Raw genomic sequence first — 22,874 nt, 5'->3', positions numbered from 1 at the left:
GGCGGTGGCGCAGCTCGCCGACGGGATGTTCTCGGCCCTGTATGACAAGCACCCCGACTTCGGCCCCGGTCCGGGCACCACGCCCCGGGCCGTCACCCCGGCCGAACTCACCACGGCCCTGAAGTGGCTCACCCGGGCCATGGACGAGGGCGGCCGGGTCGAGGTCGAACCGAAGGAGCTGCGGACCGTCAAGCGCATCGTCGAGGCGCTAGAGCTGGGCACCGTCCACGACGGCCCGCTCGTCGTGCGCGGCGACCAGCTGCGCACGCGGATCAACCAGGCCGCTTCCGCACGCGCGGAGCGCGGCGAACTCTCGTTCGACGAACTCGCGGTGGAGGACATCCGCAACTGGATCCGGGACGACCTCGGCCTGCGCGGCCTCGACAAGCACGTCTCCAGCCTGCTCATCGCCGCCTACGCCCTGTTCGACGACCGCTCCTGGGTGCTGTACTCCGGCACCGAGACCACGCCTCCCCCGCTGTCCGACATCGGCCTGGGCTGGAAGCTGCGCGCCCAGCAGCTGCCCACCGAGGAGGAGTACGCCACCGCCCGGGACCGTGCCGGCCGGCTCTTCGGCGTCACCGCCAAGCCCGGCCTGTTCGCCCGCAACGTGGGCCGGCTCGCCGCCGACGTCCTGGCCAAGGCGACCGCGTACGAGAAGAGCGTCGGCGACGTGCGCACCGTGCTCAAGCGGCACGCCACCCTGCTCGGGCTCGACACAGGGGGCACGGCCGAGCGCAGCCGGATCCTGCGCGAGGCCGCCGCCCTGCTGGCCCGCCTTGTGCGCCACATCGACGACGCCACCGGCCTGGTGCGCGAGCTGGCCTCCGTCCCGCACGAGACGCCCGCCCGGGAGCTGTCCCACGCGATGGACAGCGCCGCCGCCGTGCTTGCGGCCCTGGACGGCACCGACTGGCGGCTGCTGTCCAGCGTGCACGCGCTCACCAGCCGCGACGACAGCATCGGCGACCGCGCGCAGCGGCTCATGGACCGGATCGGCGAGGCCGCGCGCGCTCCCGAGCTCCGGAGGTCCCTGATCCCCGTGCTCGGCGAGGTCCGCGAGAGCGGGCACGCGCTGCTCGACGCCGCCCTGCGGCTGGAGCGGCCCGCCCCCGTCGACACCCCCGCCGGGCCCTCTGCCGGTGCGGACCCGGTGACGGACGCCGGGCAGGTCACGCTGTCCGAGCACGGCACTCCGCCGGTCTCCTCGGACCCCGTGGCACCCGTGCGGGGCGAGCAGCAGCCCCTGTCCTGGGAGCCCGATGGCTCGGGCACCGACGCCGGTGAACTCCGCCCGGTGCGGGCCGCCCGCCGGGTCATCGCCCCCGGTCCCTCGGCGCTCCACGCCGACCTCACCGCAGTACGGGAGGAGATCGAGGCGTTCCGCGCCCTGCACCCGGAGACCCCAGTGGAGATCTCCTGGCGTGCCGAGCCGGATGGTGAGGGCCGGTGACGGCCACCCGGCCCGTCGCCGGCCGACGCGCCATCGAGGTGCTGCTCCGGACCGAGCTGAAGCACACGCCCGACTGCCGGCTCGTCCTGGTCGACGCGGTGTGGGATCCCGAGGAGGTGAACACCGAGTTCACCGTCGACCTCGGCGGCGTGCAGCGCCGCGTCGTCGTCACCGCCGAGCACTCCGCGCTCGGCGTCACCGATGCCTGGCACCGCCATCTCGCGGGCAGCAGTGCCGATGACGACAGTGTCCTCGTCGTCACCGGTACCGTCCCGCCCGACCAGCTCGGCCTGGACCTGCGCGCCCACGCCGTGCGCAAGTATCCGCTGCCCGTCGACCGCGCCGAGATCGTCGCCCAGCTCTTCGGCGCCGCCGATCTGGACCCGCGGATGCTGGGCGAACACTGGCTGCTCGATGCACTGCTCCAAGCAGAGCCCCTCGACGGCTGGCCCCGGGTCGGCACCGTCCTCACGCGCGACCGGGCCGTACGCGCCCTGCTCGGTGCGCGCCTCGGGCTCGGCGACCCCGCGTCCGACACCCTGGACCTGGACGCCGACGCGCTGTTCGCCTGGACCCGCACCCCGGCCGGGCCCTCGCTCTACGCCGCCCTGTCCAAGGAGGAGCAGCGCGGCCTGGAGACCTGGCTGGCCCGGACCGTAGGGCCCGCCGCCCCCACACTGCTCACGCTCGCCGCCGAGGGCCGGGGCAGTGACGCACTGCCGTTGGGCGTGCTCGCCTCGGCAGCCCTGGGCTCACGGTCGGCGGAGGCCGCGGGCTTCGCCCTGGGCACCCTGTTCGGTCCGGCCCTCGCCTCCTTCGACACGCTGCGACCCTTCGCCGACGCCGCCACGGGCGTCCTCACCCGCTGGATCGCGCAGGCCGAGGGACCCACCGCCCCGGCCGCCGCCGCCCGCTCCCGGGTGCTGGCCGTACTCGAACGCGCCGACCGGCTCGCCGCCGACGCACGCCTCACCGATCTGATCCGCGGCGACCGGCTGCTCCCCTCGGGCTACCTGGGACGGCTGCGGGCCCTGGCCGCCTGCCTCGGCAGCCGCGGCGAGGGCGCGACCGCACTCGCCGAGGCAGCCCTGCGCGACCTGGAGGCACACCAGCTCGCCGCGCTGTACACGGAGTCCACCGAGACCGCCCGCACCGCCGTCCGCCTGATGCGCTGGCTCGCCACCGCCCCCGCCTCTCCCGCGACCGTCGGCCAGGCCGTGCAGGAACACCTGGCCTCCTCGGGCTGGGCCGACCTGGCCATCGGCGTTCTAGCGGAGGGAGACGCGTCCCGTGACGCCGCCGTCGGCGAGGCGTACCGGCGGCTGATAGGAGCGGCACGGGAGCGCCGCGCCGCGCTTGACGCCCGTTTCGCCGGCCTCCTCGCCTCCTGGTCCGAGACCGCCTGCCAGCAGGCGAACGGCGGTGCGCTGCTCATCGAGGATGTCCTCGCCAGGACGGCGGCCCCGCTCGCCCAGGGCGGCGGCCGTCCGCTGATCCTCGTCCTGGACGGGATGAGCGCGGACGTCGCCGTGCGGATCGCAGGGGACCTGGACGGCAGGGCATGGACCGAAATCGTGCCCGCCGCCACGAAGGGCACCCTGCCGGTGCGGCAGGCAGCGGTGTCCATGCTGCCGTCGGTCACCCGCGTCAGCCGGGCCTCGCTGCTGAGCGGCCGGCCCTCCGAGGGCGGCCAGGCCGCCGAGCGCACCGGCTTCGCCGCCTTCTGGCGCAAGCGGCATCGCGACGCGCACCTCTTCCACAAGGGGGGGTACGAGGGCCCGCCCGGTCACCGGATCGCCCCCGAACTCGTCCAGGCACTCGCCTCCGACGACATCGTCGCCGTCGTCGTCAACACCATCGACGACGCTCTGGCCGACGGCCGGGAGGGTACCAGCGGGCGCTGGGGCCTGACCGACATCGGGAAACTGCCCGACCTGCTCAACGCCGCCCGCGACTACGGCCGTCCGGTCGTGCTCGTCTCCGACCACGGCCACATCGTCGACCGCACCGAGCGCGGACACCAGCCCGCCGAGGTCACCGGGGTGCGCGGCGCCCGCTGGCGCACCGGCCACCCCGGCGACGGGGAAGTCGCCCTGTCCGGCCCGCGGGTGCTGACCGACGGCCGGCACATCACCGCCGCCTGGCGTGACGACCTGCGCTACACCGCGCGGCAGGCCGGCTATCACGGCGGTGCCTCACTCGCCGAGGTGACCGTGCCGGTGATCACTCTGGTGCCGTCCGGAGGGGCGGTGCCGTCGGGGTGGGTGCTGCTCCCGCCCGAGTCGGCCGAGCCAGCGTGGTGGAAGGAATCCGACACCGCGGCCGCGCCCCGGACGGCGCCCCAGGAAGCCGAGGAGGTGCCCGCCGGCCTCGACGAGCCAAAGGCCGAGTCCGCCCGCAGCGCCACGGCGTCCGGCCGACTCACCCTCGGGCAGCGGACCGTGCGCACCGCCCCCTACCGGACGCAGCGCGAGTTCGTCCGCGCCGCGCCCACCGACAAGGCCGTCGAGGCCGCGCTCGACGCCCTGGACGCCGCGGGCGGGAAGCTGTCGCCTGGAGCGGTGGCCGCGGCGGCCCAGGCCGCCACCGGCAAGTCGCAGCGCAACCCCGCGCGCTTCGCCACGATGCTGGAGCGGCTGCTCAACATCGACGGCTACCCCGTGCTCCAGCTGGTCGAGTCGGGCCGCACCGTGCAGCTCGACCGCGCCCTGCTCAGCCAGCAGTTCCTGTCCCCGGAAGGCACCGCATGACCCGCCCCGCCCTCGACATCAGCGCCGCGCGCCGCCGCGACGTCGTCGACGCGCTGCGGCGCGGCACCGTCCCGCAGGCGGGGCTCGGCCTGTTCGCCGTCGGACTGGAGCGCTTCGAGAGCGCGCTCGACGACGACCTGGCCACCGTCGCCCGTGGCGGGGCCGCCTTCCACGCCCTACGCGGCGAGTACGGCTCCGGCAAGACGTTTTTCGCCCGGTGGCTCGCCGAGCGGGCCAAACGGCGCGGGCTGGCCGTCAGCGAGGTCCAGATCTCGGAGACCGAGACCCCGCTGCACCGGCTGGAGACCGTCTACCGCAGACTCACCGAACGGCTCACCACCGCCACCCACCAGCCGTCCGCACTGCGCGCGGTCGTCGACTCCTGGTTCTACGCCCTGGAGGAGGAGGCGCTGGCCGGAGGCGACGTGGCGGATGACGACGATGAGGCGCTGGCAGCCGCCGTCGACGTGCTCCTGGAACAGCGGCTGGCCTCGGTCGCCCGGACCACCCCCGCCTTCTCGGCAGCACTGCGCGGATACCGGCGGGCCGTGGCGGCCGGCGACGGTGCCCTCGCTGAAGCCCTGATCGCCTGGCTAGGCGGGCAGAAGTCGGTGGCTGCCGCCGCCAAGCGCGCCGCCGGAATCCGCGGCGACCTCGACCATTTCGCCGCCCTCGGCTTCCTCCAGGGCCTGCTCACCGTGCTGCGGGACTGCGGGCACCCCGGACTCCTCCTCGTCCTGGACGAGGTGGAGACCCTCCAGCGGGTGCGCGGCGACGTCCGGGAGAAGTCCCTCAACGCGCTGCGCCAGCTCCTCGACGAGATCGACACCGGACGCTTCCCAGGCCTGTTCCTCGTCATCACCGGCACCCCCGCCTTCTACGACGGGCAGCAGGGCGTACAGCGCCTGGCGCCCCTCGCCCAGCGCCTCGCTACCGACTTCACCACCGACCGGCGCTTCGACTCCCCGCGGGCGGTGCAGCTGCGCCTGCAGGGCTTCGACCTCGCCTCTCTCGGCGAGCTGGGGCGCAAGGTGCGCGACATCTACGCGGCCGACGCCCGCCACCCCTCGCGGCTGGCCGCGCTCGCGGACGACGCCTACCTCGACGAGCTGGCCCGCGCCGTCACCGGCGCGCTCGGCGGCAAGGTCGGCATCGCGCCGCGCCTGTATCTGCGCAAGCTGGTCGCCGATGTCCTGGACCGCATCGACGAGTTCGAGGACTTCGACCCCCGCAGGCACTACTCCCTGACCCTGCACACGGCCGAACTCAGCGACACCGAGCGCAACGCGGCGAGCAGCGCGGCGGACATCTCCCTGGACCTGCCGTGAGCGACCGGGCGTCGGACGGGGGAGGCGAGCGAAGCGACATGGGTGTCCCCGCGGCCGAAGGCTGGGGGAGGCGCGCGCCGGACGCCTTCGACCTGCTCGACCCCGTCCTCGGACACCACATCGTCAACACCCTCTGCTGGCACACCCTGCGCCCCCTGCAGACCGAGGCCGTCGCTCCGCTCCTCGCGGGCGAGGACGCCGTACTGCTGGCCCCGACCGCGGGCGGCAAGACCGAAGCGGCCGTTTTCCCCCTGCTGACCCGGATGAACCGGCGTGGCTGGAAGGGCACCAGCGTGCTGTACGTGTGCCCGCTGAAGGCGCTCCTCAACAACCTGCGCCCGCGCCTGGAGACGTACGCGGGCTGGCTGGGCCGCAGCACGGGCCTGTGGCACGGCGACGTCATCACCTCGCGCCGCCGGCGGCTGCTCGTCGAACGCCCCGACATCCTGCTGACCACACCCGAGTCCCTGGAATCCATGCTGGTCAGCACTCACGTCGACCACCGCTCCTTCTTCAGCGGCCTGCACTCGGTCGTCATCGACGAGGTCCACGCCTTCGCCGGCGACGACCGCGGCTGGCACCTGCTGGCCGTCCTCGAACGCCTGGCGCGCATCGCGGGCCGTCCCCTCCAGCGCGTCGGGCTGTCCGCGACTATCGGAAACCCCACCGAGCTCCTGGGCTGGCTCCAGGGTTCTGGACACGGGCAGCGTCCCGGCCGCGTCATCGCCCCGGACACACGGCCGCTGCATCCCCCGTCAGGAACGACACAGCCAGCCGGAGAGATCGAACTCGACTACGTCGGCTCCGTCGCCAATGCCGCCACCGTCATCGCCGCTCTCCACCGCGGCGAGAAACGCCTCGTCTTCTGCGAGAGCAGGCGCACCGTCGAGGAGCTGGGCGAGCAGCTTCGCCTGCGCGGCGTCACGACCTTCCTCTCGCACGCCTCACTGTCCGTGGACGAACGCAGGCGGGCCGAAGCGGCGTTCGCCGAGGCACGGGACTGTGTGATCGTCTCGACCAGCACGCTGGAACTCGGCATCGACGTGGGCGACCTGGACCGGGTCATCCAGCTCGACGCCCCCCGCACCGTCGCCGCATTCCTCCAGCGACTGGGCCGCACCGGACGCCGCCCCGGTACCAGCCGCAACTGCCTCTTCCTCGCCCTGGACGACGCAGGGCTCCTCGCCTCGGCGGCCCTGCTGCTGCAGTGGTCGCGCAACTGGGTGGAACCCGTCACCCCGCCTCCCGAGCCCCGTCATCTCGTCGCCCAGCAACTGTTGGCCCTGTGCCTGCAGGAACACCAGGTCGGCGAGAATCTGTGGCAACCGTGGTGGGGCGGTATCGGCCCCTTCGGCCCCGGAGCCTCACCCGTCGTCCGGCATCTGGTGGAACACGGCTACCTCGACCAGGACTCGGGCCTTCTGTTCATCGGCCCGCAGGCCGAACACCGCTACGGGCACCGCCATTTCATGAACCTGACGGCAGTCTTCACTGCCCCACCCGAGTTCACCGTCCTCAACGGCCGCAACGAGATCGGCCGCACCGACCCCGACCTGCTCACCGAGGAGGTCCAAGGTCCCCGCAGGCTCCTGCTGGCCGGACGAAGCTGGCAGGTCACCCATATCGACTTCAGTCGGCGCCGCTGCTTCGTCACCCCGGCCGACGAGGGCGGGCGGGCCCGGTGGAACGGCTTCGGCGCCGAGCGGATCCTCTCCTTCGAGCTGACCCGCGCCGCACGCGACGTACTCCTCGGTCAGGACCCGCCCCTACGCCTCACCGGGCGGGCCACTGCACGCCTCGCGCAAGCCCGTCAGGTGCACCTGGACACGGTGCATCCCGGAGGCACCGTCATCGCTCGCCGCCCTGACGGCGACGTCCGCTGGTGGACCTGGGCCGGTCACCGTGCAAACGCCACCCTGGCCGCCACACTGCCCATGGCCGTCTCACCTCACCGCCGGGTCAACGCCCAGTGGATCAGGCTGCGGGACGACCTCACCGCGGAGGACTGGGCGAGCGCCGTTGTGGACGCGAAGGAGGGCCTAAGCCTGCCTGAGGTCGATGGGTACGCCCTACGAGGCCTTAAATTCAGCGAAGCCCTTCCGCCCAGGCTGGCGGAGGCCACTCTTGCCGCCCGCACTGCGGACGAAGAAGGCGCCCGCCTCACGCTTGCCGAGCCCATACGGTTCACCACTCTTCCGCCCAAGAACTGATGGCGGAGAGACACCCCGCACCCCGCAGATAGCAGAAAGCGCATGCAGTCAGAACAACATTCCTTGTCATGAGCATCTCCGCCGGTCCGATGCCATTAGACGCCCGCGAACTGGATTGCGAAGTGGCACAGATTCTTCAGCTCCAGCCTGTGCATCATTCGTGGACCAGACCAGGAAGTCATGGGGGCGACACAGCTTCCGATCTGGTCTTTCTCGCCGTCGAGAAAGGCCCTCCGGAGTCCCTCAGGCGAATCGACTGTAAGGCGAGTAACGCGTGCCTGCGATCTACAGATGAGTGGCCGCTTCAGGGGTCATCATGGGCTGCCTTTCCGTCGCATCTCGATGAGAGGATCCGTCAGTGAAGTCACTTGCCTGGCAAGGCCTTGTCCAACAAACTTCCCACCTGATCGCTTACCTGCGGTGCCACCAACTTCAATACACCCAAAGCAATCAGGCTCACCTTCAGGCTCAGCTCGGCCGGTGAGCCATGCACCGGAGGCACCATAGGAAGCACAATGCCGGCTGCAATGAGAACGACCGGCGGCCAGATGCGGGCCCAGGCTCGCCCCAACAAGGTCCGGGTAGGCACCTCTTCCGGCGCGCATGCCAGTAGAGCACCACGGTCCCCGGCAAGTAGGGCGTCGAGGGTCACCAGAAGTGAATCAACCACAGCATCGATGTCGGCTCCCTTATAAGCCGTCACCAAGGGACGTTCGTAATCCCTGAAGACCTCGGCTATTCGTACGGCCTCGCCTTTCAGTATGCGGCGTAGACTTCGGCTCCGAGCTGGAGTGTTGTAGCGGAGCGCGAGCACTATTTCAGCCTTGGCGGCGATTACTTCGAGCTCTAGGCACCACGCGCGCACTTCCCTCGCAGATCCAAATCGGTCGCGATTCTTGGCGATGCGTGCTGTTGTACTGACTACCGCCAGCGCCAGCCCGTCGTAGGGTTTGCAACGCTCGTCAAACCGCCGCCCCTGCCAGAATACCTCGAGAGTACTGAGGAACTGAATCATCAACAGAACGAGGCATACTGCGTCCCAGCCCCACAGAAGCGGCCATCCATCCTGCCGTGCGTCGATATCACCCCACTCCGAATAAGTGAAGATGAGAGACGTCATGGGGAGTGCCACCATGCCCAGCACAGCCAGCCCTGCCGGCCCGCGCCTCTGAACGTAAGTCGGTAGGACTCGCAGAACGAGAAGCACGACGAGGAGGAGAATCCCCGCTCCGCCCGCGAACAGCAAGAAATGCAGACAGAAGTCAACGGGGTGCAGCTTCCACGCTCGTGCACCGAAGGCGGCTAGAGCAACTGCAAGTACGGCGCCTACGCCCAGCAGTCGGGGGGCATCGAGTATGAGAGTTGGGTAGCCGTCGGCATACCGGTACCGGCGTGACGCTCTAAGCACTTCCGTTCGCAGCGAGGCTCTGCGGACCGGGTCTGCGATTGGAACGGCATCGAACGAGGCGAGGTCTTGCGACACTTGGCCACGCAAAGCTGTGGCGACACTGATAACTGCCTGTCGCGCGCGCAAGGTGAGGTCCACGGTGGCTCCGTCTCGGGGAAGGGAGCCTACCTTGCTCCACTCGTCGAGTGCCCCCGGGCCTACTGGGCGGGTACCCAGCTGTCCGGCAGAGCATGACCTCCTGGGTGAGTCTTCACGCTCGTCCCCACGCCCCAACGGGCTGAGCGGCAGTGCCGCTGAACAGTCTCATCAAACAACTGACCCTGACCCGCCGGCTTTCCGAGACCGGGCGTCGAGGTTGAGTCCCCCCCACGCCTTACTGCCCCGATCCCCAGCCGTTGCCGGGCATGCTTGCGCTGGCCACCGAGGCGAACTGGTACGGGTGCTCGCAGAGTTGCACTCAGTCACCCCCTCGCGTGGTAATCTCAGAAGTGTCAGTTTTGCAAGATTGAGGTGTGCTCGTGAGCGTGATCATCCGTATAAACATCCCCGGCGCCACCGTCGAGACCAGGACCGTCGGCAGTGACGTGCATATCGACATCAGCCAGGAAGGAGAGGTGGGCAGTCCCGCAACACAGACGACACCAGGAGGACTAGCCCCCATGATCGAGTCTGGCGATCTGAAGGCGGGCGAGGTGCTCTTCTGGTCCCGGCCCCGTCTCGGCGTCCGCCACGAGGCCACAGTCTTGCCTAACGGCTGGCTGTCGTTTGAAGGTAAGCCGTATCGAACTCCGTCGGGAGCAGCTGTGGCCGCCGCCGGGTCACAGGCGGACGGCTGGACCGCGTGGAGGCGAGAGCGTGATGGCGTGATCATCGGCTCTCTCCGCAGGGCGCATTAGACCAACTGCCCGTGACGGGATCCGGCCGTAGAGGGCGCCAGTCAACCTGCAGCACACCGGGCGACCTCCTGAGCCCCATCACGGACCGATAACAGGAGGGCAAAGCAGGCAGCCCACCCCACCGGGTGACGCCAATCTAATTCCAGGTTGAGCCCGAGGTGAGCTCAACTCTTAATTTAGTTAGTTAGACTAAGTAAATTCACCAATGGCTTCAACTTTGCGCAATTTCAAAAGATGACGGGAAGGGAAAACCGATGCGTAAAAGCTGCCTTCGAATCATTAGCGAGGCACTAAGGACGGGGGACGGGACACTTCGCCTTGTGTTTCTGATGATCACGGGGGTCACCTGCACTGCCATGCTGGTTGCCGTGTGGGCTGTCGCAAGGCTCACCGGATTGGTCTAGACCGACCCTGCCGGTCAACCATCTAATCTGGCACCTGTTGGCCCTGGGCGCACCCGTGACAGCCCTCCGTTCCGCCGTTCTTCTGAGCGGCGGAACGCTTGGGCACTAGGCGCTACTGGACGCTGGACCATCCGTGGACCGATCTCAGTCTTCTGACCTCTTCGGAGGCCTTGACCAGCACTTTCTCAGCGACCCGAAAGGCCCTCCGGAGCCGTGTGCGCCGTGACCTCCAGGTTCCGAAGTAGCCGCGAAGACTGGTGGACGTTGCGGTCTTTCTTGGCCCGTGGAAGGGCATGGGCCAGGCGACGTTCGGGCGTGGGACGGGACGGGTATGGGCTCGTCTTCATCTCTACCGAAGCTGACTTTGCCGTTCTAGAGACCGCTCAGCTTTAGGTGTCACGCCTCTATCGCGAAGCCCACGAAACGTGACCACTCCTTGCGGCCGACGGTGAAGTGGGGGCGTGTCACGTCTTTGGAGTCCCGTACACGTATGGCGTGTTCGGTGATGGCGATCTCGATGCAGCTGTCCCCCTGGCTGCCGCTGTAGCTGGACTTGAACCACGCCAGTTCCGGCCTCACGCTCATAGCTCTCCTCGGAGTCGCTCCAGCAGGCCCCGCGAGTCCTTGGCGTTCAGGGCCTGCGAGCGCAGTGTGTCATAGCGCTGGCAGAGCAGGCTCACCTCTTTCACGTCGGAGATCAGACGGCCGTTCTGCTGCCCCTCGGAGTACCCGAGCCGTTGCCCCCTTGGAGTCTCCAGCAACTGCAACGGGCCATCCAGGCAGGCATGCAATCCGGCTTCCAGCGGCACCACTTGAAGCGTCACATTCCTTGGCTCAGTCAGCTCCAGCACATGGTCGAGCATCTGCCGCATCTGGTCCGGATCGCCGAACCGACGTCGGAAGACGTGCTCTTCGACGATGAAGCTGAACGGCGTCGTCGGCCGGTCGAACAGCATGCGCTGTCGCTCCATGCGCCGGGTCATGAAGTCCTCCAGCAGGCTGTCGGGGGCCACCGGAACGGTGCCCTCGAACACCGCCCGCGCATACCCCTCCGACTGCAGCAGCCCCGGTACCAGCCGGCATTCGTACGTGCACAGGCTCACCGCGACCCGTTCCAGGCGGGCCCATTGGCGGAACCAGGCCGCGAGGCCGACGTCCCCGCGTCCGCGTGTCACGTACTTCGACGACTTTCGCAGGGCTCCCGTGTTGCCCAGCGCCTCCTCGGAGCGCTCCACCAGGGCCACGTCGGGCATGCGACGCCCCAACTCCACCGACTCCACCGTGTGTTTGGAGAAGCTCACCAGGTTCGCGAACTCGGTTCTGCTGTAGCCCGCGTGCTCGCGCAGGGCCTGCATGACCGCGCCGAACGTGCGCAGGCTGTCCGAGGGGTCGGGCTCCCGGTCCGACTCGCCGTGCGGCGCGTTCTCGTCGTCCATCACCCCGCCGCCACCTCCCTTTCCGTACCCGCGCTGTGCGCCGCCGTGCCCGCCTGAGGGCACCCAGCGTGACGTACGCGCAGGCGTACCGTCCACGGAACGTGTCCGTACGTTGACGTACCGTACGGGCCGTGCGTCTGGCACTCGCCCCCGCGCAGCCGTCACGGTGGCCTCATGAGCACAACCACGCCCCGACTCCCCGCGGACGTCCACGCATTCGCCCAACTGCTGTCGTCCACCCGCCGCGGGGCCCGACTCGCCCGGCTCCTCGCCGTCGAGCAGCTGCGTACGTGGCCGGTGTCAGCCGGCGTCACCGAGCGCGCCGAGCAGATCGTGGCCGAACTCGCGGTCAACGCCGCCCTGCACGGTCGCGTCGGCAGCCGCGACTTCCGGCTCGCCCTCACCCTCGACACAGCGGCCGGGCTGCTCCGTATCGCCGTCACCGACGCCCGGGGCGAGTGCCGGCCGTCGCCGCCGGCGGAGGGCCCCACATCCCTGGACGCCGAGTCCGGACGCGGCCTGCTCCTGGTCGACGCCCTCGCCGACCGCTGGGGTGTCGAACCGTATCCGCCCGGCGGCAAGACGGTCTGGGCCGAGTGTGACTTCGTGGCCCCGGTCTGCCCGGGGGGCGCTCGTCGGGCGGCCGCTACCCACACGTCCGGCAGGGAGAGGACCGTCGAGTAGACCCGGATGTCCCCCGGGTCGGTGGTGGAGATCATCACGGTGGACGGCCACCGGGCACATCTCCCCCCGCGCTGTGTGCGGTTCAAAGCCCCTGCCGACCTCCGCGTGGCGGTGTGATCCAGAGCAACAGCCAGGAGTTGCCCCAATTCGGCAGGGGCTGCCTGGACCAAAGCACCACGATCGCCCGTCCGGAAGTCACGGCAACGCTGACGCAGATCCATGAGAACGCGCCGAACGCGGAGACCGTCCAGTGACCGAGCCTCGGCGGTGCAGATGACGACGCCCTTGCGGGCGATGCCGTGGGGCGCTCGGCCCGCCGGGCGGGGCAGTTAACCAAGCAAGGATTTCAACCGCCCGCGAGGGCGAACAGTTTGATGAAGACCAGGTTGGAATCGGTGGTGAGGTCCACGGGTTCGTCGAGGGCCTCGACCTGGCGGTCGGCGGTCAGTATGAAGAAGCCGTTGGTCAGGAAGGCCTTCTCGGCTATTTCGGCCTGGCGTTGCCAGTCGATGGGGCGGGGCTCGGGGAGTCGGTAGCCGTTCAGGTCCGTTTCGGCGTCGTCGGGACGGACGAGGCCGTTGAAGCGGTTGGTCGGGCGGGCGTTGTGCCGGGCGACCTCCTCCCGGACCCGGAGCCTGATCAGCTCCCGTACGGTCATCCGTTCCGGCAAGCCGGTGACCTCCCACTCGCTGAGCGGCTTGCCCGTCGCGGTCTCGTCCCGGAACGTCACGGTGGCCATCAGGCACCTCGCTCGATCTGCGTGAGGATGGACTCGTCGGTGATCGCGGTGTCGGCCGCGAGCAGGAACGCCTTGCTGAGGATCAGGGACAGCCGCTCGTCCTCGAACGGCAGGAAGACCTTGCCGACGCCCTTGCCGCGTGACGGGACGATGCACAGGTACCTGTCGTCCGGTTCCATGAGGATGTTGGACGAGCCCAGGTGGATCCGGTACGTGCCCAGGTCCCCGCGGACCACCAGGAAGCGGCCTTCGAGCGAGCACCGGCCGGCGATCCTCAGGCGGGGCAGGATGCGTTCCAGCGCCTCGCGGCGGATCTCGGCGCTCGCCGTCAGCGCGCCGAACGTGGCCGTCCGCCAGTAGCCGGTGTAGCGGTCCTCGCCCCGGTCGGTCCAGTCGGGATCAGCGGCGATCGAGGTCACGCCCACGAACAGGTCGATGTCGCGCATCGCCTCGCTGAAGACCAGCGGGGGCACCTCCGCAAGCGGGACCTCCCGCCAGCGCCGGCCGTCCCGCCGCTCGAAGCGGACCTGGTCCGTCGCGGCGTGTTCGGGCGCGTAGCCGCCGTCGTCGTCGGCCGCGGGCTCGTGGTGGAAGCGAGCCCGCCACTGGCCGTCGTCGAACTCGGCCCGCGCCTGTCCGTCGTGGCCGCCGTCGTGGCGGCCGAGGAAGTTGGCCTGCCAGCCTCGTTCCTTGAACAGCGCGTAGAGCTGCCGGTAGTGGACGATGTGGGCGGCGAACCGGTTGGAGTAGACGCCGGTCTCCTCCTCCGCCGGGGTGAGCAGGTAGATCTCACGGAAGGCCTGTTTGAACGGCTGCCGCAGCCGCTCGGCGACGAGCCGCTCCCGCCACGCCTTGATGTCGTGCGCGTGCGCCCGGATCGGATGCCACAGCCGGACGCGCTCGGGCTCGCCGGGCGGCTCGGCCGCCGGTGCCACCGCACGCCACTCGCCGTCCGCGTCCCCGGCGCTCCGGAACTCCCAGATCAGGCCGCGGACGAGGACGCCGGTGACCGGATGGTCGCGGTAGTGGCGGCACCACTCGTCGTACGGCCACTCGCGCCCGGCCGACATCAACGCCTCGACGCGGGCCCGCTCCCCCGACAGCGTCCCCCGCACCGCCTTGGCCAGGTCCTTCAGCTCCCTCAGCTCGTTCGGGAAGCCCTCCTTCACCGCCACCGGGGCCGTACGGGACGTCCGCCCGTCGGGACGCGTGAAGGTGAGCCGTACGGTCGTCGCGTCCTCGATCGCCACCCGTACCCGGTGTCCGCCCAGCTCCCGTTCCAGCGAACCGTCCGGAGCCAGGCCGTGGTCCGGGACGCTGCGCTCGACGAGCTGCTCCGCCGTGATGCCCTGCTTCCCGGCCGCCGTCACCAGCGCGGTGTCGAGCTGCTTGCGCAGCGCCCGGTGCTTGATCCGGATCCGCAGCCGCCACAGGGCCTCCAGTGAGGCCGGATCGCCGGTCTCGGCCAGCGCGTTGATCGCCGCGCCCGCGAGCTTGGGATCCTCGATCACGCCGGTTCCGGCCGCGCCGGTCCTCAGCGCGAGCGCGCCGAGGTGCCGCACCGCGGCCGGGCCGCCGGTCAGCGCGGCCGCCCAGAGGACACCGCGCGCCAGGTCCCCGTCGTTCTGGTGGACGACGTAGTGGTAGTGGTAACCACCGCCGATCCAGCCGGTGTGCGGACCGCGTTCCCTGCTGCACAGCGGCTCGCCCTCGGCCAGGGCCCGCAGGACGTCGGCCAGGACCTCCTGTGCCGACGCCGCCTGTGCGAGTTCGAGGCACGTCCGCCGCCACCGCTGCGCGGGGCGCGGGCCCGAAAGGCTAGCCATGTGCCGCAGGAGATCCGCCAGTTGGGTCGTCGGTGACACCTTCGCGCGGTCGTTCAGCGGGGCGGCCCAAGGAGCGTGGGCGGGGATCAGTCCCTCGGGTATGGACTCCTCCTCCACGCTCGCGAGCAGTGCGCGCAGGCGCTTGGCGAGCTGTCCCCGTCGGCGTGCGGCCACATCCGTCTCCATGAGCTCGGTGTGCGCGTGCCGCAGCCAGGGCAGGACCGCGCGGCGGCCGTCGGCGTCGAGTTGCTCGGCGGCCCGCAGCACCGGCCCCAGCGCATCGGCGAACCAGTGACCCATGTCGTACTCGGTGGCCCGGAGCAGCATCACCGCGACCTCGTCGGGCGTCCAGCCGCGCAACCGCGAGACCAGGGACGCGAGCTCCCTGTCGTACCGCCAGAAGGTCGTGTGGTCGAAGCAGGCTGCCAGCATCAGGCACAGGGCCGCGGCCCTGCCCTCCTCGTCCGAGCAGGCCGCGAGCCGCCCGTCGATCTCGGCCCGGGTCGCTGCGTGTATCGCCTGGATCCGCTCGAGTGTGTCCGTTCCCCGCAACGCCGTCGAGGCGTCCCACCGGGGCTCCGTCCGCTGACGTTCCAGCAGTTCGACGAGCCGGCGGGCGCGGTCGAGCGCGGCAAGCCTCACGTCGTCGAGCGAGTCATGTCTGCGGGATGCGGCCGCCAGGGTTTCGTACAGCATGGCGGGATGATGACAGGGGGGACTGACAACGCGATCAATCCGCGGGCTGCTCACGCCTGTTGGTTCCCTAGTCGGCGGTGACGCCCCAGTAGGCGATCCGTGCGGGGCTGCCGTCGCGGTAGAGCACCGTGCAGTTGCCCTGGGCGCGGTTCGGGAAGTCCAACAGTTCGGAGCGAGGGCGGCGTCCCACTCCTCGTAGGTGGGCCGGCGGACGGCGCTGGCAGCGCACCCGGGCGCACCCGCGCGAGCCCGGTCGGCAGGTCTTCGGGCGTCGCGGGTCACGGCTGGGGAGTTCCGGTGCGCAATGCCGTCAGGACTCGGGTTCTGAGGTGGTCGGTGCCCAGGAGGAGGATGGGGAGGACCAGGAAGGGGAGTACCTGTCCCGCGCCGGAGAGGTCGCCCAGGAAGAGGGCGCCGGCTATCAGGGTCAGCATGGCCAGGAGTGAGAGGCCTCCCACCCAGTAGTCCCGGCGCTGGTGGGGGACCGGCATGATCAGCCCTCCCTCGTAGTCGGGCATGTCCTCCTCGTCCAGCAGGGACAGCCAGCGCTCGCTCATCAGTCTGTCCAGCAGTGTGCCCAGCAGGCGTACCGTCTCGGGGAGGCTGTGGTGGCCCTCGCGGAGTACGGCTCCCGCGGATTCCCGCAGCGCGTTCTGGACCCTCGCGACGTGCCTGCTCATGTCGCTTCGCCAGTCGTCCGACTCCCAGTAACGGACGTACTCGCCGAGTTCCGAGCAGAGCCGCGTGATCGCGGCGTCTATCGCGAGGGGGCCTTCACCGCGATCTCGCCTTGCGGCCTCGTAGCAGGTCTGGAGCGCTGTTGTGCATCTCCACAGGCAGTGATTGGCCCCTTCTCGTTCGTTCAGTCTCTTCACGAATCGCCTCTCGGTCAGGGCGGCGGCCAGGCAGCCGGTCAGGCCTCCCCAGTAGAGCCCCTCGGACGAGGGGGAGGCGGGCATCGCGTTGTAGACGATCAGCGTGGTGACGGCCAGCAGCAGGGGGATCGTGTCCCACACCCGCTGCACTCCCTGAAAAGCGTTGAGCGTGGCCACTCGGTGGCGCCATTCGGTGAGTTCGCCTCCGCTGCGCAGCATCGGCGTGTCCGCGGAGCCGAAATACCTTCTGACGGCGGTGGCTTGGCGGTAGGCCGCCATGTCGCCGGTCACCAGGCGGTACGGCCATGACTCCCGCCTCGGGCGGCGTTCGGTCCGGCGGTAGACGGCCTTCCGGACTTCCTTCAGCGCCAGCGTCATGGCCGCTACCGAATAGATCGCTGTCTGCGCGAGGGCGCTCGTGAAATCGACTACGTCGTCGGCGTTGTGCCAGTCCATGAGCGGCCCTCCCCCGTGTCGCCGCTCACATGCTGGCACGGGGGTGGTTCTCGGGGTGCGGAATCGTGCGGCCGGGCCGTTGCGGGAGCAGCATGCGGTTGTGGGCGTGACGGGGGCGGCCGGCGTCATCCGGTCGGCACCCCGCGTCCGGGGACGTCGTCCGGGACGTCGTGTGCGCGGGCGTGGGCAGGAATCCCGGGATTCCGTACGGCGTCGACGTCGCCACCGGGCGGCAGCGCTGGAAGTCCGCCTTCGGGTCCGGCATCGCATCGGCCGGTCTCACCGTCGCCGGGGGGCTGGTCCATCTCGGGGTGGACGGGCGCTCGTTCGCGGTGGATGCCGGGAGCGGTCACCGGCGGTGGAAGTCCGGCATGGGGAAGGGAGGCGTCAACTCCCGCTCGGTCCCGGCGGTTTCCGGGTCCGCGGCGTACATCAGCGGATACGGCGCCGTGTACGCCGTGGCTGCGAAGGGGTGGTCCCGGATCGCTGGTCCCGTCCGGCAGGGCGCGGCTCCGTTCGCACGGAGCCGCGCCACACCCTGGGGGCCCGCGGGGCCCCAAGGACCGGCATCAGGCCGCCAGGTGGATCTCCGTGCCCGGCGCGGTGTCCCCGTACGCGGCCACGACCAGGTTGAGCTGGCGCTGCATGTACCAGGTGTTGAGGCCGAAGACGAAGGTCAGGAAGGTGCTCGCGGCGGGGCTGCAGGTGACCGGGAGGCCGGCCGCGCGCTGGGCGTTGGCGATGGCCTTGCCGGTGTTGTGGAAGGAGATCAGCGGGGCGATCAGCGTCCAGCCCAGGAAGATCATGACCAGCAGGCTGCCGGTCGGGTTGAGCACGCGGCGCCGGTCGAACTCCTGCAGCTCCTTGTGGATCTTGTAGTACCAGACCAGCTGGTAGATGCCGAGGGTGACCAGCGGCAGTCCGAGCCACACCGCGACCGGGCCGCGGCGCTTCATGGCCAGGCCGGTCGGGCGGACGGAGACGGCGGCGCCGGCGGCGGGCGCGACGGCGCCTCCGGCCGGGGCGACGGCGCCGGGGGCGGTCTCGGCGGTGACCTTGATGTCGTCCATGAGTTGAGCTCCGTTTTGGTGACCTTGGTTACAGGTGGAGCAGCTTCGCAGATCAAGTAAAGTTTTTGTGAAGTCAGTTGTCCGTTTGTGATCGTTCGTCATGCGATCGTGATCAAGTTCGCTCAACCCGAGGACCCGTTCGGCCCTCCCGTAGGGCCCCGCGGCCCACTCCCCCGCCGGTCCGGCGCCGCCACCGTCGCAGTGCGAGGAGGAGGTGTGTTCCGTGGCTGACGCGGTGTTCGTCGACGCCGGTGCGCTGCTTGCCGACGCCGTGGGCGCCCGGCACGTACTGAGGGGCCCGGCGATCGCCGAGGAGTACGGCGGTGACGAGTCGTTGGCCGTAGCGCGGCGGGCGCCCGCGTACGTCGTCCGGCCCGCCTCCGCCGCCGACGTCGCGGACGTGCTGAGGGTCGCCGGGGAGCGGCGGATTCCCGTGACCGCGCGCGGCGCCGGGACGGGGATGTCGGGAGCATGCGTGCCCGCGCCGGGCGGGATCGTCGTCTCGTTCGAGCGGATGAACCGCGTGCTGGAGGTGGACGCGGTCAATCACGTGGCCGTCGTGCAGCCCGGCGTCAGCCTGGAGGCGCTGGACCGGGCCACCGCCTCGGCCGGGCTGTGTTACCCGGTGCGGCTGGGCGAACCCTCGGCCAGCGTCGGCGGGACCATCGCCACCAACGCCGGCGGGACGCACGCCGTACGCCACGGGATCACGCGGCACCATGTGCTCGGCCTGGAGGCGGTGCTCGCGTCCGGCGCGATCGTGCGCAGCGGGGGCAAGTACGTGAAGACGTCCGCCGGTTACGACCTCACGCAGCTGCTCGTGGGCTCCGAGGGCACCCTGGCCCTCGTGACCGAGGCGACGCTGCGGCTGCGGCCCAGGGCCGGGCGTTCGGCCACCGTGCTGACCGCGTTCGGGTCGGAGGAGGACGTCTTCCGGGCGGTTCCGCCGCTGGCGGGCGGAAGTTCCGGGCCGCACGGAGGCCCCGGGCCAGGCGGAGGCCCCGGGCCAGGCGGAAGGCCCGGGCCAGGCGGAGGCTCCGAGTCGGGTGGGTGCCCCGAGCCGGTCGCGTTGGAGTACGTCGACCTGCTGGCCATGGCGGCGATCGCCGCGGACGGCCCGGAGGGGGCTGCCGGACTTGGCGGCCCCGAGGACGTCCGTCTCGCCGCGCTCGGCTATCTGCTCGTCGTGCTGGAGGACCGCTCCGCCTCGCGGCTGGAGGAGGACGTCGAGACGGTCGCCGGGCGGCTGCTCGAACTCGGCGCCCTGGACGTCTCCGTACTCCCCGCGGGCGCGGCCAGGAAGCTGGCCGAGGCGCGTGAACGCGCCTTCTGGACGGCGAAGGCGGCCGGCGCCGACGACGTCGTGGACGCGGTCGTGCCGCGCGGGGCGCTGCCGGTGCTGCCGGCCGCCGCCCGCGCCGCCGCCGAGGACACCGGGTCGCTGGTGACCGGCTGCGGCCACGCCGGGGACGGCAACGTGCACCTGTCGGTCTTCCAGCCGGACCCGGTCCGCCGCGACGAAGTGCTGCGCCGGCTGTTCCGCGCGGCCGGGGAGCACGGCGGCGCGGTCTCCGGCGAGCACGGCGTGGGGCGGGCCAAGAAGCCGTACTTCCTGGAGCTGGAGGACCCTGCCAAGGTGGAGTTGATGCGCGGGATCAGGCTCGCCTCCGATCCGCACGGCATCCTCAACCCCGGTGTCCTCCTCGGTTCCGGCCGGTCTCCTCAGGGACGGAAGTGAAGTGACGTGAACGGTGCCGAAGCGGTCGTCGCCTCCCTGCGTGCGAGCGGGGTGGAGGTGTTCTTCGCCAACCCCGGGACCTCCGAGATGCATCTGGTCGCCGCGCCGGACGCGGAGCCGGGCGCGCGGGCCGTGCCCTGCCTGTTCGAGGGCGTGGCGACCGGGGCGGCGGACGGGTACGGGCGGATGACCGGCCGGCCCGCGGCCACCCTGCTGCACCTGGGGCCCGGACTCGGCAACGGCCTGGCCAACCTGCACAACGCGCGCCGCGCGGCCACCCCGCTCGTCAACCTCGTCGGCGACCACGCGACCCACCACAAGCCCCTCGACGCCCCGCTCGAGTCGGACATCGACGCGGCGGCCGGCACCGTCTCCGGCTGGGTGCGGCGCTGCCGGGACGTCCGTACGGCGGGTGCGGACGCCGCCGCGGCCGTCTCCGCCGCCACGGCGGGGCGCGGCCGGGTGGCCACCCTCATCCTGCCCGCGGACGTCTCCTGGTCCCCGGGGGCGGCCGCCGCCGGCGCGGTACCGCCGGTGTCCCGGCCGACGACCGGCCCGTCGGCTGACGCCGTTGCCGGGAACGCCGTACCGGACGACGCCGTGGCCGAAGTCGCCGCCGCCCTGCGCGGTGGCGAGCCCGCCGCGCTCCTCCTCGGCGGTCCCGCCCTGCGCGAGCCGTCGCTGCGCGAGGCGGCCCGCGTCGCCACCGCCTCCGGTGCGCGACTGCTGTGCGAGACCTTCCCGGCCCGGCTCGAACGGGGCGCGGGCCTGCCCGCCGTGGAGCGGCTGGCGTATCTGCCCGAGGGCGCGCTGGCCCAACTCCGGGGCGTGCGGCACCTGGTGCTGGTCGGGACCCGCTCCCCGGTGTCCTTCTTCGCCTACCCGGGGACACCGGGCCGGCTGGTCCCGGAGGACTGCCAGGTGTACGACCTCATCGGGCCCGACAGCGACGTACGCGGCACGCGGGAGGCGCTCACCCACCTCGCGGACCGCCTCCCTGGCACCCAGAGCACCCCGGCCACGCCCGACCCGGCTGTGCCACCACCGCCGACCGGCCCGCTCACCGGTGAGACGGTCGCCGCCGCCGTGGGAGCACTGCTGCCCGAGGGCGCGGTCGTCGTGGACGAGGCGAACACGTCCGGGCTCTGGCTGCCCGCGGCCACCGCCGGCGCCCCGCGCCACGACTGGCTGTGCCTCACCGGGGGTGCGATCGGGCAGGGCCTGCCGCTGGCCGCGGGCGCCGCGCTCGCCTGTCCCGGGCGGCCGGTGGTGTGCCTGGAGGCGGACGGCAGCGCGATGTTCACGCCCCAGGCGCTGTGGACCCTGGCCCGCGAGGGCCTGGACGTCACGGTCGTCGTGTACGCCAACTCCTCCTACGCGATCCTGGAGATGGAGTACGACCGGCTGATCGCGCCCTCCGGGGCGGCGACGGGCGAACCGGGAAGCGGGCCGGGATGCGGGCCGGCCCGCCGGGACCTGCTCGACCTCTCGCGGCCGGCGCTGGACTGGGCCGGGATCGCGCGGAGCATGGGCGTGCCGGCCGCACGGGCCACCACCGCCGAGGAGTTCACGGCCGAGTTCGCCAGGGCGCTCGCCGAGCCCGGCCCGCACCTCGTGGAGGCGCGCGTACCCGCGCTGTTCGGGCCGCCGTCACGGACCGGCGCACCCAGCACCCCGAGCACCCCGAGCACCCCGAGCGTGCCGTAGGTCACGTGCGCCGGCTCACGTGACCCGGGGCACGTGCCCTGGGTCACGTGCGCTGCGTCACCGTGCCCGAGGTCACACGGCATCACATCCTCCGCGTCCCCCAATTCGCCCCGCACACAAGCGGATCACGGTCCGATCCACCCCGGCACCCGAGTGACCCGGCGCACACGTCCACGCCACCATTCGCCCAACTCCGTGTGTAGAAACGCCGATTAGGGGTATTCGTACACGCGTCCTGTTTGCGGCCCTCGTCTAATCCCATGGTTTTTCGCTCGTTCGCCCCTTTCACTCGAAATGGTCCGCGATACGACACTTCGGGTAACAGGAAGCTGCACGGTATGTCCCATTCGTCCGAGATGCCGCAAATCCCCATCAACCCCCACACAGTTACCGCCGCCGAGGTGGTCCCCGGCGATCTGCTCGCCCTGACGCAGGCCGAGGCGGAGCAGCGGCAGTGGTGTGTCGTGATGCACACGCTGCCGGAGTCGCCCGAGACGATCCGCGTGACGCTGCGGCCGCCGCTCGGTGGCCCGGACCACGACGAGGTGCTGGAACGGGGTCAGCAGGTGGTGGTCGCGGGCCGGCGGGTGGACGCGGCGGCGGTGCCGTCCGTGTCGTCGCCGCGGCTGGACGCCGTGACGTTCCGGGACGGGGACCGGGTGACCCGGCTGCGCGCCGTGGACCCGGAGGGCGTCGAGGTGACGTACCAGCGGCGGTGGGGCGTCTGGCACCAGGACCTCGACGCGGTCGCCGCGGGCGGCGCCGAGACCGTGTCCGACGACGTCGTACGAGGGTGGGCCGCGGACGCGGACCACAAGGGCTACGTCGTACGGCACCACGCGCGCCCGGCGCGCGAGACCGTCCCGGCCGCACCGCGGCGGGTCGTCGTGACCGGGCTCGGCGCGATCACCCCGCTCGGTGTCGGGGTGGACGAACTGTGGCAGGGGCTGCTCGACGGGCGGCACGGGATAAGGGAGTTGGAGGACGAGGAGTTCGACGGCCTGCCCGTGCGGGTCGCGGGCCGGGTGCCCGTGGACCCCGCCTCCCTGCTCCCCCGGGCCGCCGCCCGCCGGATGAACCGGGCCGCGCAGATGGCCGTGCTCGCCGCCCGTGAGGCATGGGCCGACGCCGGTTTCACGGCCGGCGGGACCGTCGAGAGCGGGCTCGACCCGGAGCGGGTCGGGGTCAGCCTCGGGGC

The 22,874-nt window shown here is 71.1% G+C and carries 15 protein-coding genes and 2 pseudogenes; 10 read left to right on the top strand and 7 right to left on the bottom strand.

Going from position 1 to position 22,874, the window contains the following annotated elements:
- The 4 genes from IE249_RS37335 to IE249_RS15430 form a co-directional block, all read left to right on the top strand.
- The coding region (locus IE249_RS37335) for a BREX-2 system ATPase PglY family protein (RefSeq protein WP_506366841.1) at nt 1-1,453 on the top strand (1,453 nt) is incomplete at its 5' end.
- Nucleotides 1,450-4,203, top strand: a complete 2,754-nt coding sequence (gene pglZ / locus IE249_RS15440; protein ID WP_189705391.1) for a BREX-2 system phosphatase PglZ — start codon at nt 1,450-1,452, stop codon at nt 4,201-4,203. The genes IE249_RS37335 and pglZ, both read left to right, overlap by 4 nt.
- Complete coding sequence (brxD, locus tag IE249_RS15435) at nt 4,200-5,531, top strand: BREX system ATP-binding protein BrxD (protein ID WP_189705390.1); 1,332 nt, start codon at nt 4,200-4,202, stop codon at nt 5,529-5,531. The genes pglZ and brxD overlap by 4 nt, the downstream gene beginning before the upstream one ends.
- A gap of 38 nt (nt 5,532-5,569) precedes the next feature.
- Nucleotides 5,570-7,741, top strand: coding sequence for a DEAD/DEAH box helicase (locus tag IE249_RS15430; RefSeq protein ID WP_189705389.1), 2,172 nt, complete (start codon nt 5,570-5,572; stop codon nt 7,739-7,741).
- Between the two features lie 364 nt (nt 7,742-8,105).
- Here IE249_RS15430 and IE249_RS15425 read toward each other — a convergent pair whose 3' ends face one another.
- Nucleotides 8,106-8,861 carry a hypothetical protein gene (locus tag IE249_RS15425; RefSeq protein WP_189705388.1) on the bottom strand — a complete coding sequence of 252 codons (756 nt, stop codon included), beginning with the start codon at nt 8,859-8,861 and terminating at the stop codon, nt 8,106-8,108.
- Nucleotides 8,862-9,667: 806 nt separating this feature from the next.
- Between IE249_RS15425 and IE249_RS15420 the strand changes: the two genes are divergently transcribed.
- The gene (locus IE249_RS15420; RefSeq protein WP_189705387.1) at nt 9,668-10,045 is read left to right on the top strand and encodes a restriction system modified-DNA reader domain-containing protein; all 378 of its coding nucleotides are present in this window, start codon (nt 9,668-9,670) and stop codon (nt 10,043-10,045) included.
- Between the two features lie 800 nt (nt 10,046-10,845).
- Here IE249_RS15420 and IE249_RS15415 read toward each other — a convergent pair.
- Nucleotides 10,846-11,034: a DUF397 domain-containing protein gene (locus IE249_RS15415; protein ID WP_189705386.1), complete on the bottom strand. Its 189-nt coding sequence runs from the start codon at nt 11,032-11,034 to the stop codon at nt 10,846-10,848.
- Nucleotides 11,031-11,885, bottom strand: a complete 855-nt coding sequence (locus IE249_RS15410; RefSeq protein ID WP_189705385.1) for a helix-turn-helix domain-containing protein — start codon at nt 11,883-11,885, stop codon at nt 11,031-11,033. The genes IE249_RS15415 and IE249_RS15410 overlap by 4 nt, the downstream gene beginning before the upstream one ends.
- Before the next feature lie 174 nt (nt 11,886-12,059).
- Between IE249_RS15410 and IE249_RS15405 the strand changes: the two genes are divergently transcribed.
- On the top strand, nt 12,060-12,569 hold the full coding sequence (locus tag IE249_RS15405) for an ATP-binding protein (protein WP_189705384.1): 510 nt from the start codon (nt 12,060-12,062) through the stop codon (nt 12,567-12,569).
- Nucleotides 12,570-12,915: 346 nt separating this feature from the next.
- Here IE249_RS15405 and IE249_RS15400 read toward each other — a convergent pair whose 3' ends face one another.
- From IE249_RS15400 to IE249_RS15390, 3 genes are all read right to left on the bottom strand, one after another.
- Nucleotides 12,916-13,308 (bottom strand): hypothetical protein, encoded by a 393-nt coding sequence (locus IE249_RS15400; RefSeq protein ID WP_189705383.1) that lies wholly within the window; start codon nt 13,306-13,308, stop codon nt 12,916-12,918.
- Nucleotides 13,308-15,830 (bottom strand): DUF4132 domain-containing protein, encoded by a 2,523-nt coding sequence (locus IE249_RS15395; protein ID WP_189705382.1) that lies wholly within the window; start codon nt 15,828-15,830, stop codon nt 13,308-13,310. Before IE249_RS15395 ends, IE249_RS15400 begins: the two co-directional genes overlap by 1 nt.
- 278 nt (nt 15,831-16,108) lie before the next feature.
- A complete protein-coding gene (locus IE249_RS15390; RefSeq protein ID WP_189705381.1) occupies nt 16,109-17,161 on the bottom strand; it encodes a hypothetical protein in 1,053 nt (350 codons plus the stop codon).
- Between the two features lie 170 nt (nt 17,162-17,331).
- Here IE249_RS15390 and IE249_RS40020 point away from each other — a divergent pair.
- Nucleotides 17,332-17,619 (top strand): annotated as a pseudogene (locus tag IE249_RS40020) (outer membrane protein assembly factor BamB family protein); the annotation flags it as partial.
- Nucleotides 17,620-17,730: 111 nt separating this feature from the next.
- Here the strand turns inward: IE249_RS40020 and IE249_RS15380 are convergent.
- Nucleotides 17,731-18,231 carry a DUF4234 domain-containing protein gene (locus IE249_RS15380; protein WP_189705380.1) on the bottom strand — a complete coding sequence of 167 codons (501 nt, stop codon included), beginning with the start codon at nt 18,229-18,231 and terminating at the stop codon, nt 17,731-17,733.
- 223 nt (nt 18,232-18,454) lie between these two features.
- On the opposite strand from IE249_RS15380, the gene IE249_RS15375 reads away from it, so the two are divergent.
- From IE249_RS15375 to IE249_RS37325, 3 genes and pseudogenes are all read left to right on the top strand, one after another.
- The gene (locus IE249_RS15375) at nt 18,455-19,969 is read left to right on the top strand and encodes an FAD-binding oxidoreductase (protein WP_229858523.1); all 1,515 of its coding nucleotides are present in this window, start codon (nt 18,455-18,457) and stop codon (nt 19,967-19,969) included.
- A 6-nt stretch (nt 19,970-19,975) separates the two neighbouring features.
- Entirely contained in the window at nt 19,976-21,676 is a 1,701-nt protein-coding gene (locus IE249_RS15370; RefSeq protein WP_189705379.1) for an acetolactate synthase large subunit, read from the top strand.
- Between the two features lie 338 nt (nt 21,677-22,014).
- Nucleotides 22,015-22,874 (top strand): annotated as a pseudogene (locus IE249_RS37325) (beta-ketoacyl synthase N-terminal-like domain-containing protein); the annotation flags it as partial.

Origin of the sequence: Streptomyces anandii JCM 4720 (genome assembly GCF_014650655.1) — a bacterium.
In the GTDB taxonomy this organism is placed as follows: domain Bacteria; phylum Actinomycetota; class Actinomycetes; order Streptomycetales; family Streptomycetaceae; genus Streptomyces; species Streptomyces anandii.
This window is presented reverse-complemented; position numbering and strand designations above follow the sequence as displayed.

Bases quoted from the DNA above. Each gene is read 5' to 3' on its own strand.
- brxD (WP_189705390.1), top strand. From the start codon at position 4,200: ATGACCCGCCCCGCCCTCGACATCAGCGCCGCGCGCCGCCGCGACGTC.
- IE249_RS15400 (WP_189705383.1), bottom strand. From the start codon at position 13,308: ATGGCCACCGTGACGTTCCGGGACGAGACCGCGACGGGCAAGCCGCTC.
- IE249_RS15430 (WP_189705389.1), top strand. From the start codon at position 5,570: ATGGGTGTCCCCGCGGCCGAAGGCTGGGGGAGGCGCGCGCCGGACGCC.
- IE249_RS15395 (WP_189705382.1), bottom strand. From the start codon at position 15,830: ATGCTGTACGAAACCCTGGCGGCCGCATCCCGCAGACATGACTCGCTC.
- IE249_RS15390 (WP_189705381.1), bottom strand. From the start codon at position 17,161: ATGGACTGGCACAACGCCGACGACGTAGTCGATTTCACGAGCGCCCTC.
- IE249_RS15380 (WP_189705380.1), bottom strand. From the start codon at position 18,231: ATGGACGACATCAAGGTCACCGCCGAGACCGCCCCCGGCGCCGTCGCC.
- IE249_RS15425 (WP_189705388.1), bottom strand. From the start codon at position 8,861: ATGACGTCTCTCATCTTCACTTATTCGGAGTGGGGTGATATCGACGCA.
- IE249_RS15410 (WP_189705385.1), bottom strand. From the start codon at position 11,885: ATGGACGACGAGAACGCGCCGCACGGCGAGTCGGACCGGGAGCCCGAC.
- IE249_RS15415 (WP_189705386.1), bottom strand. From the start codon at position 11,034: ATGAGCGTGAGGCCGGAACTGGCGTGGTTCAAGTCCAGCTACAGCGGC.
- IE249_RS15405 (WP_189705384.1), top strand. From the start codon at position 12,060: ATGAGCACAACCACGCCCCGACTCCCCGCGGACGTCCACGCATTCGCC.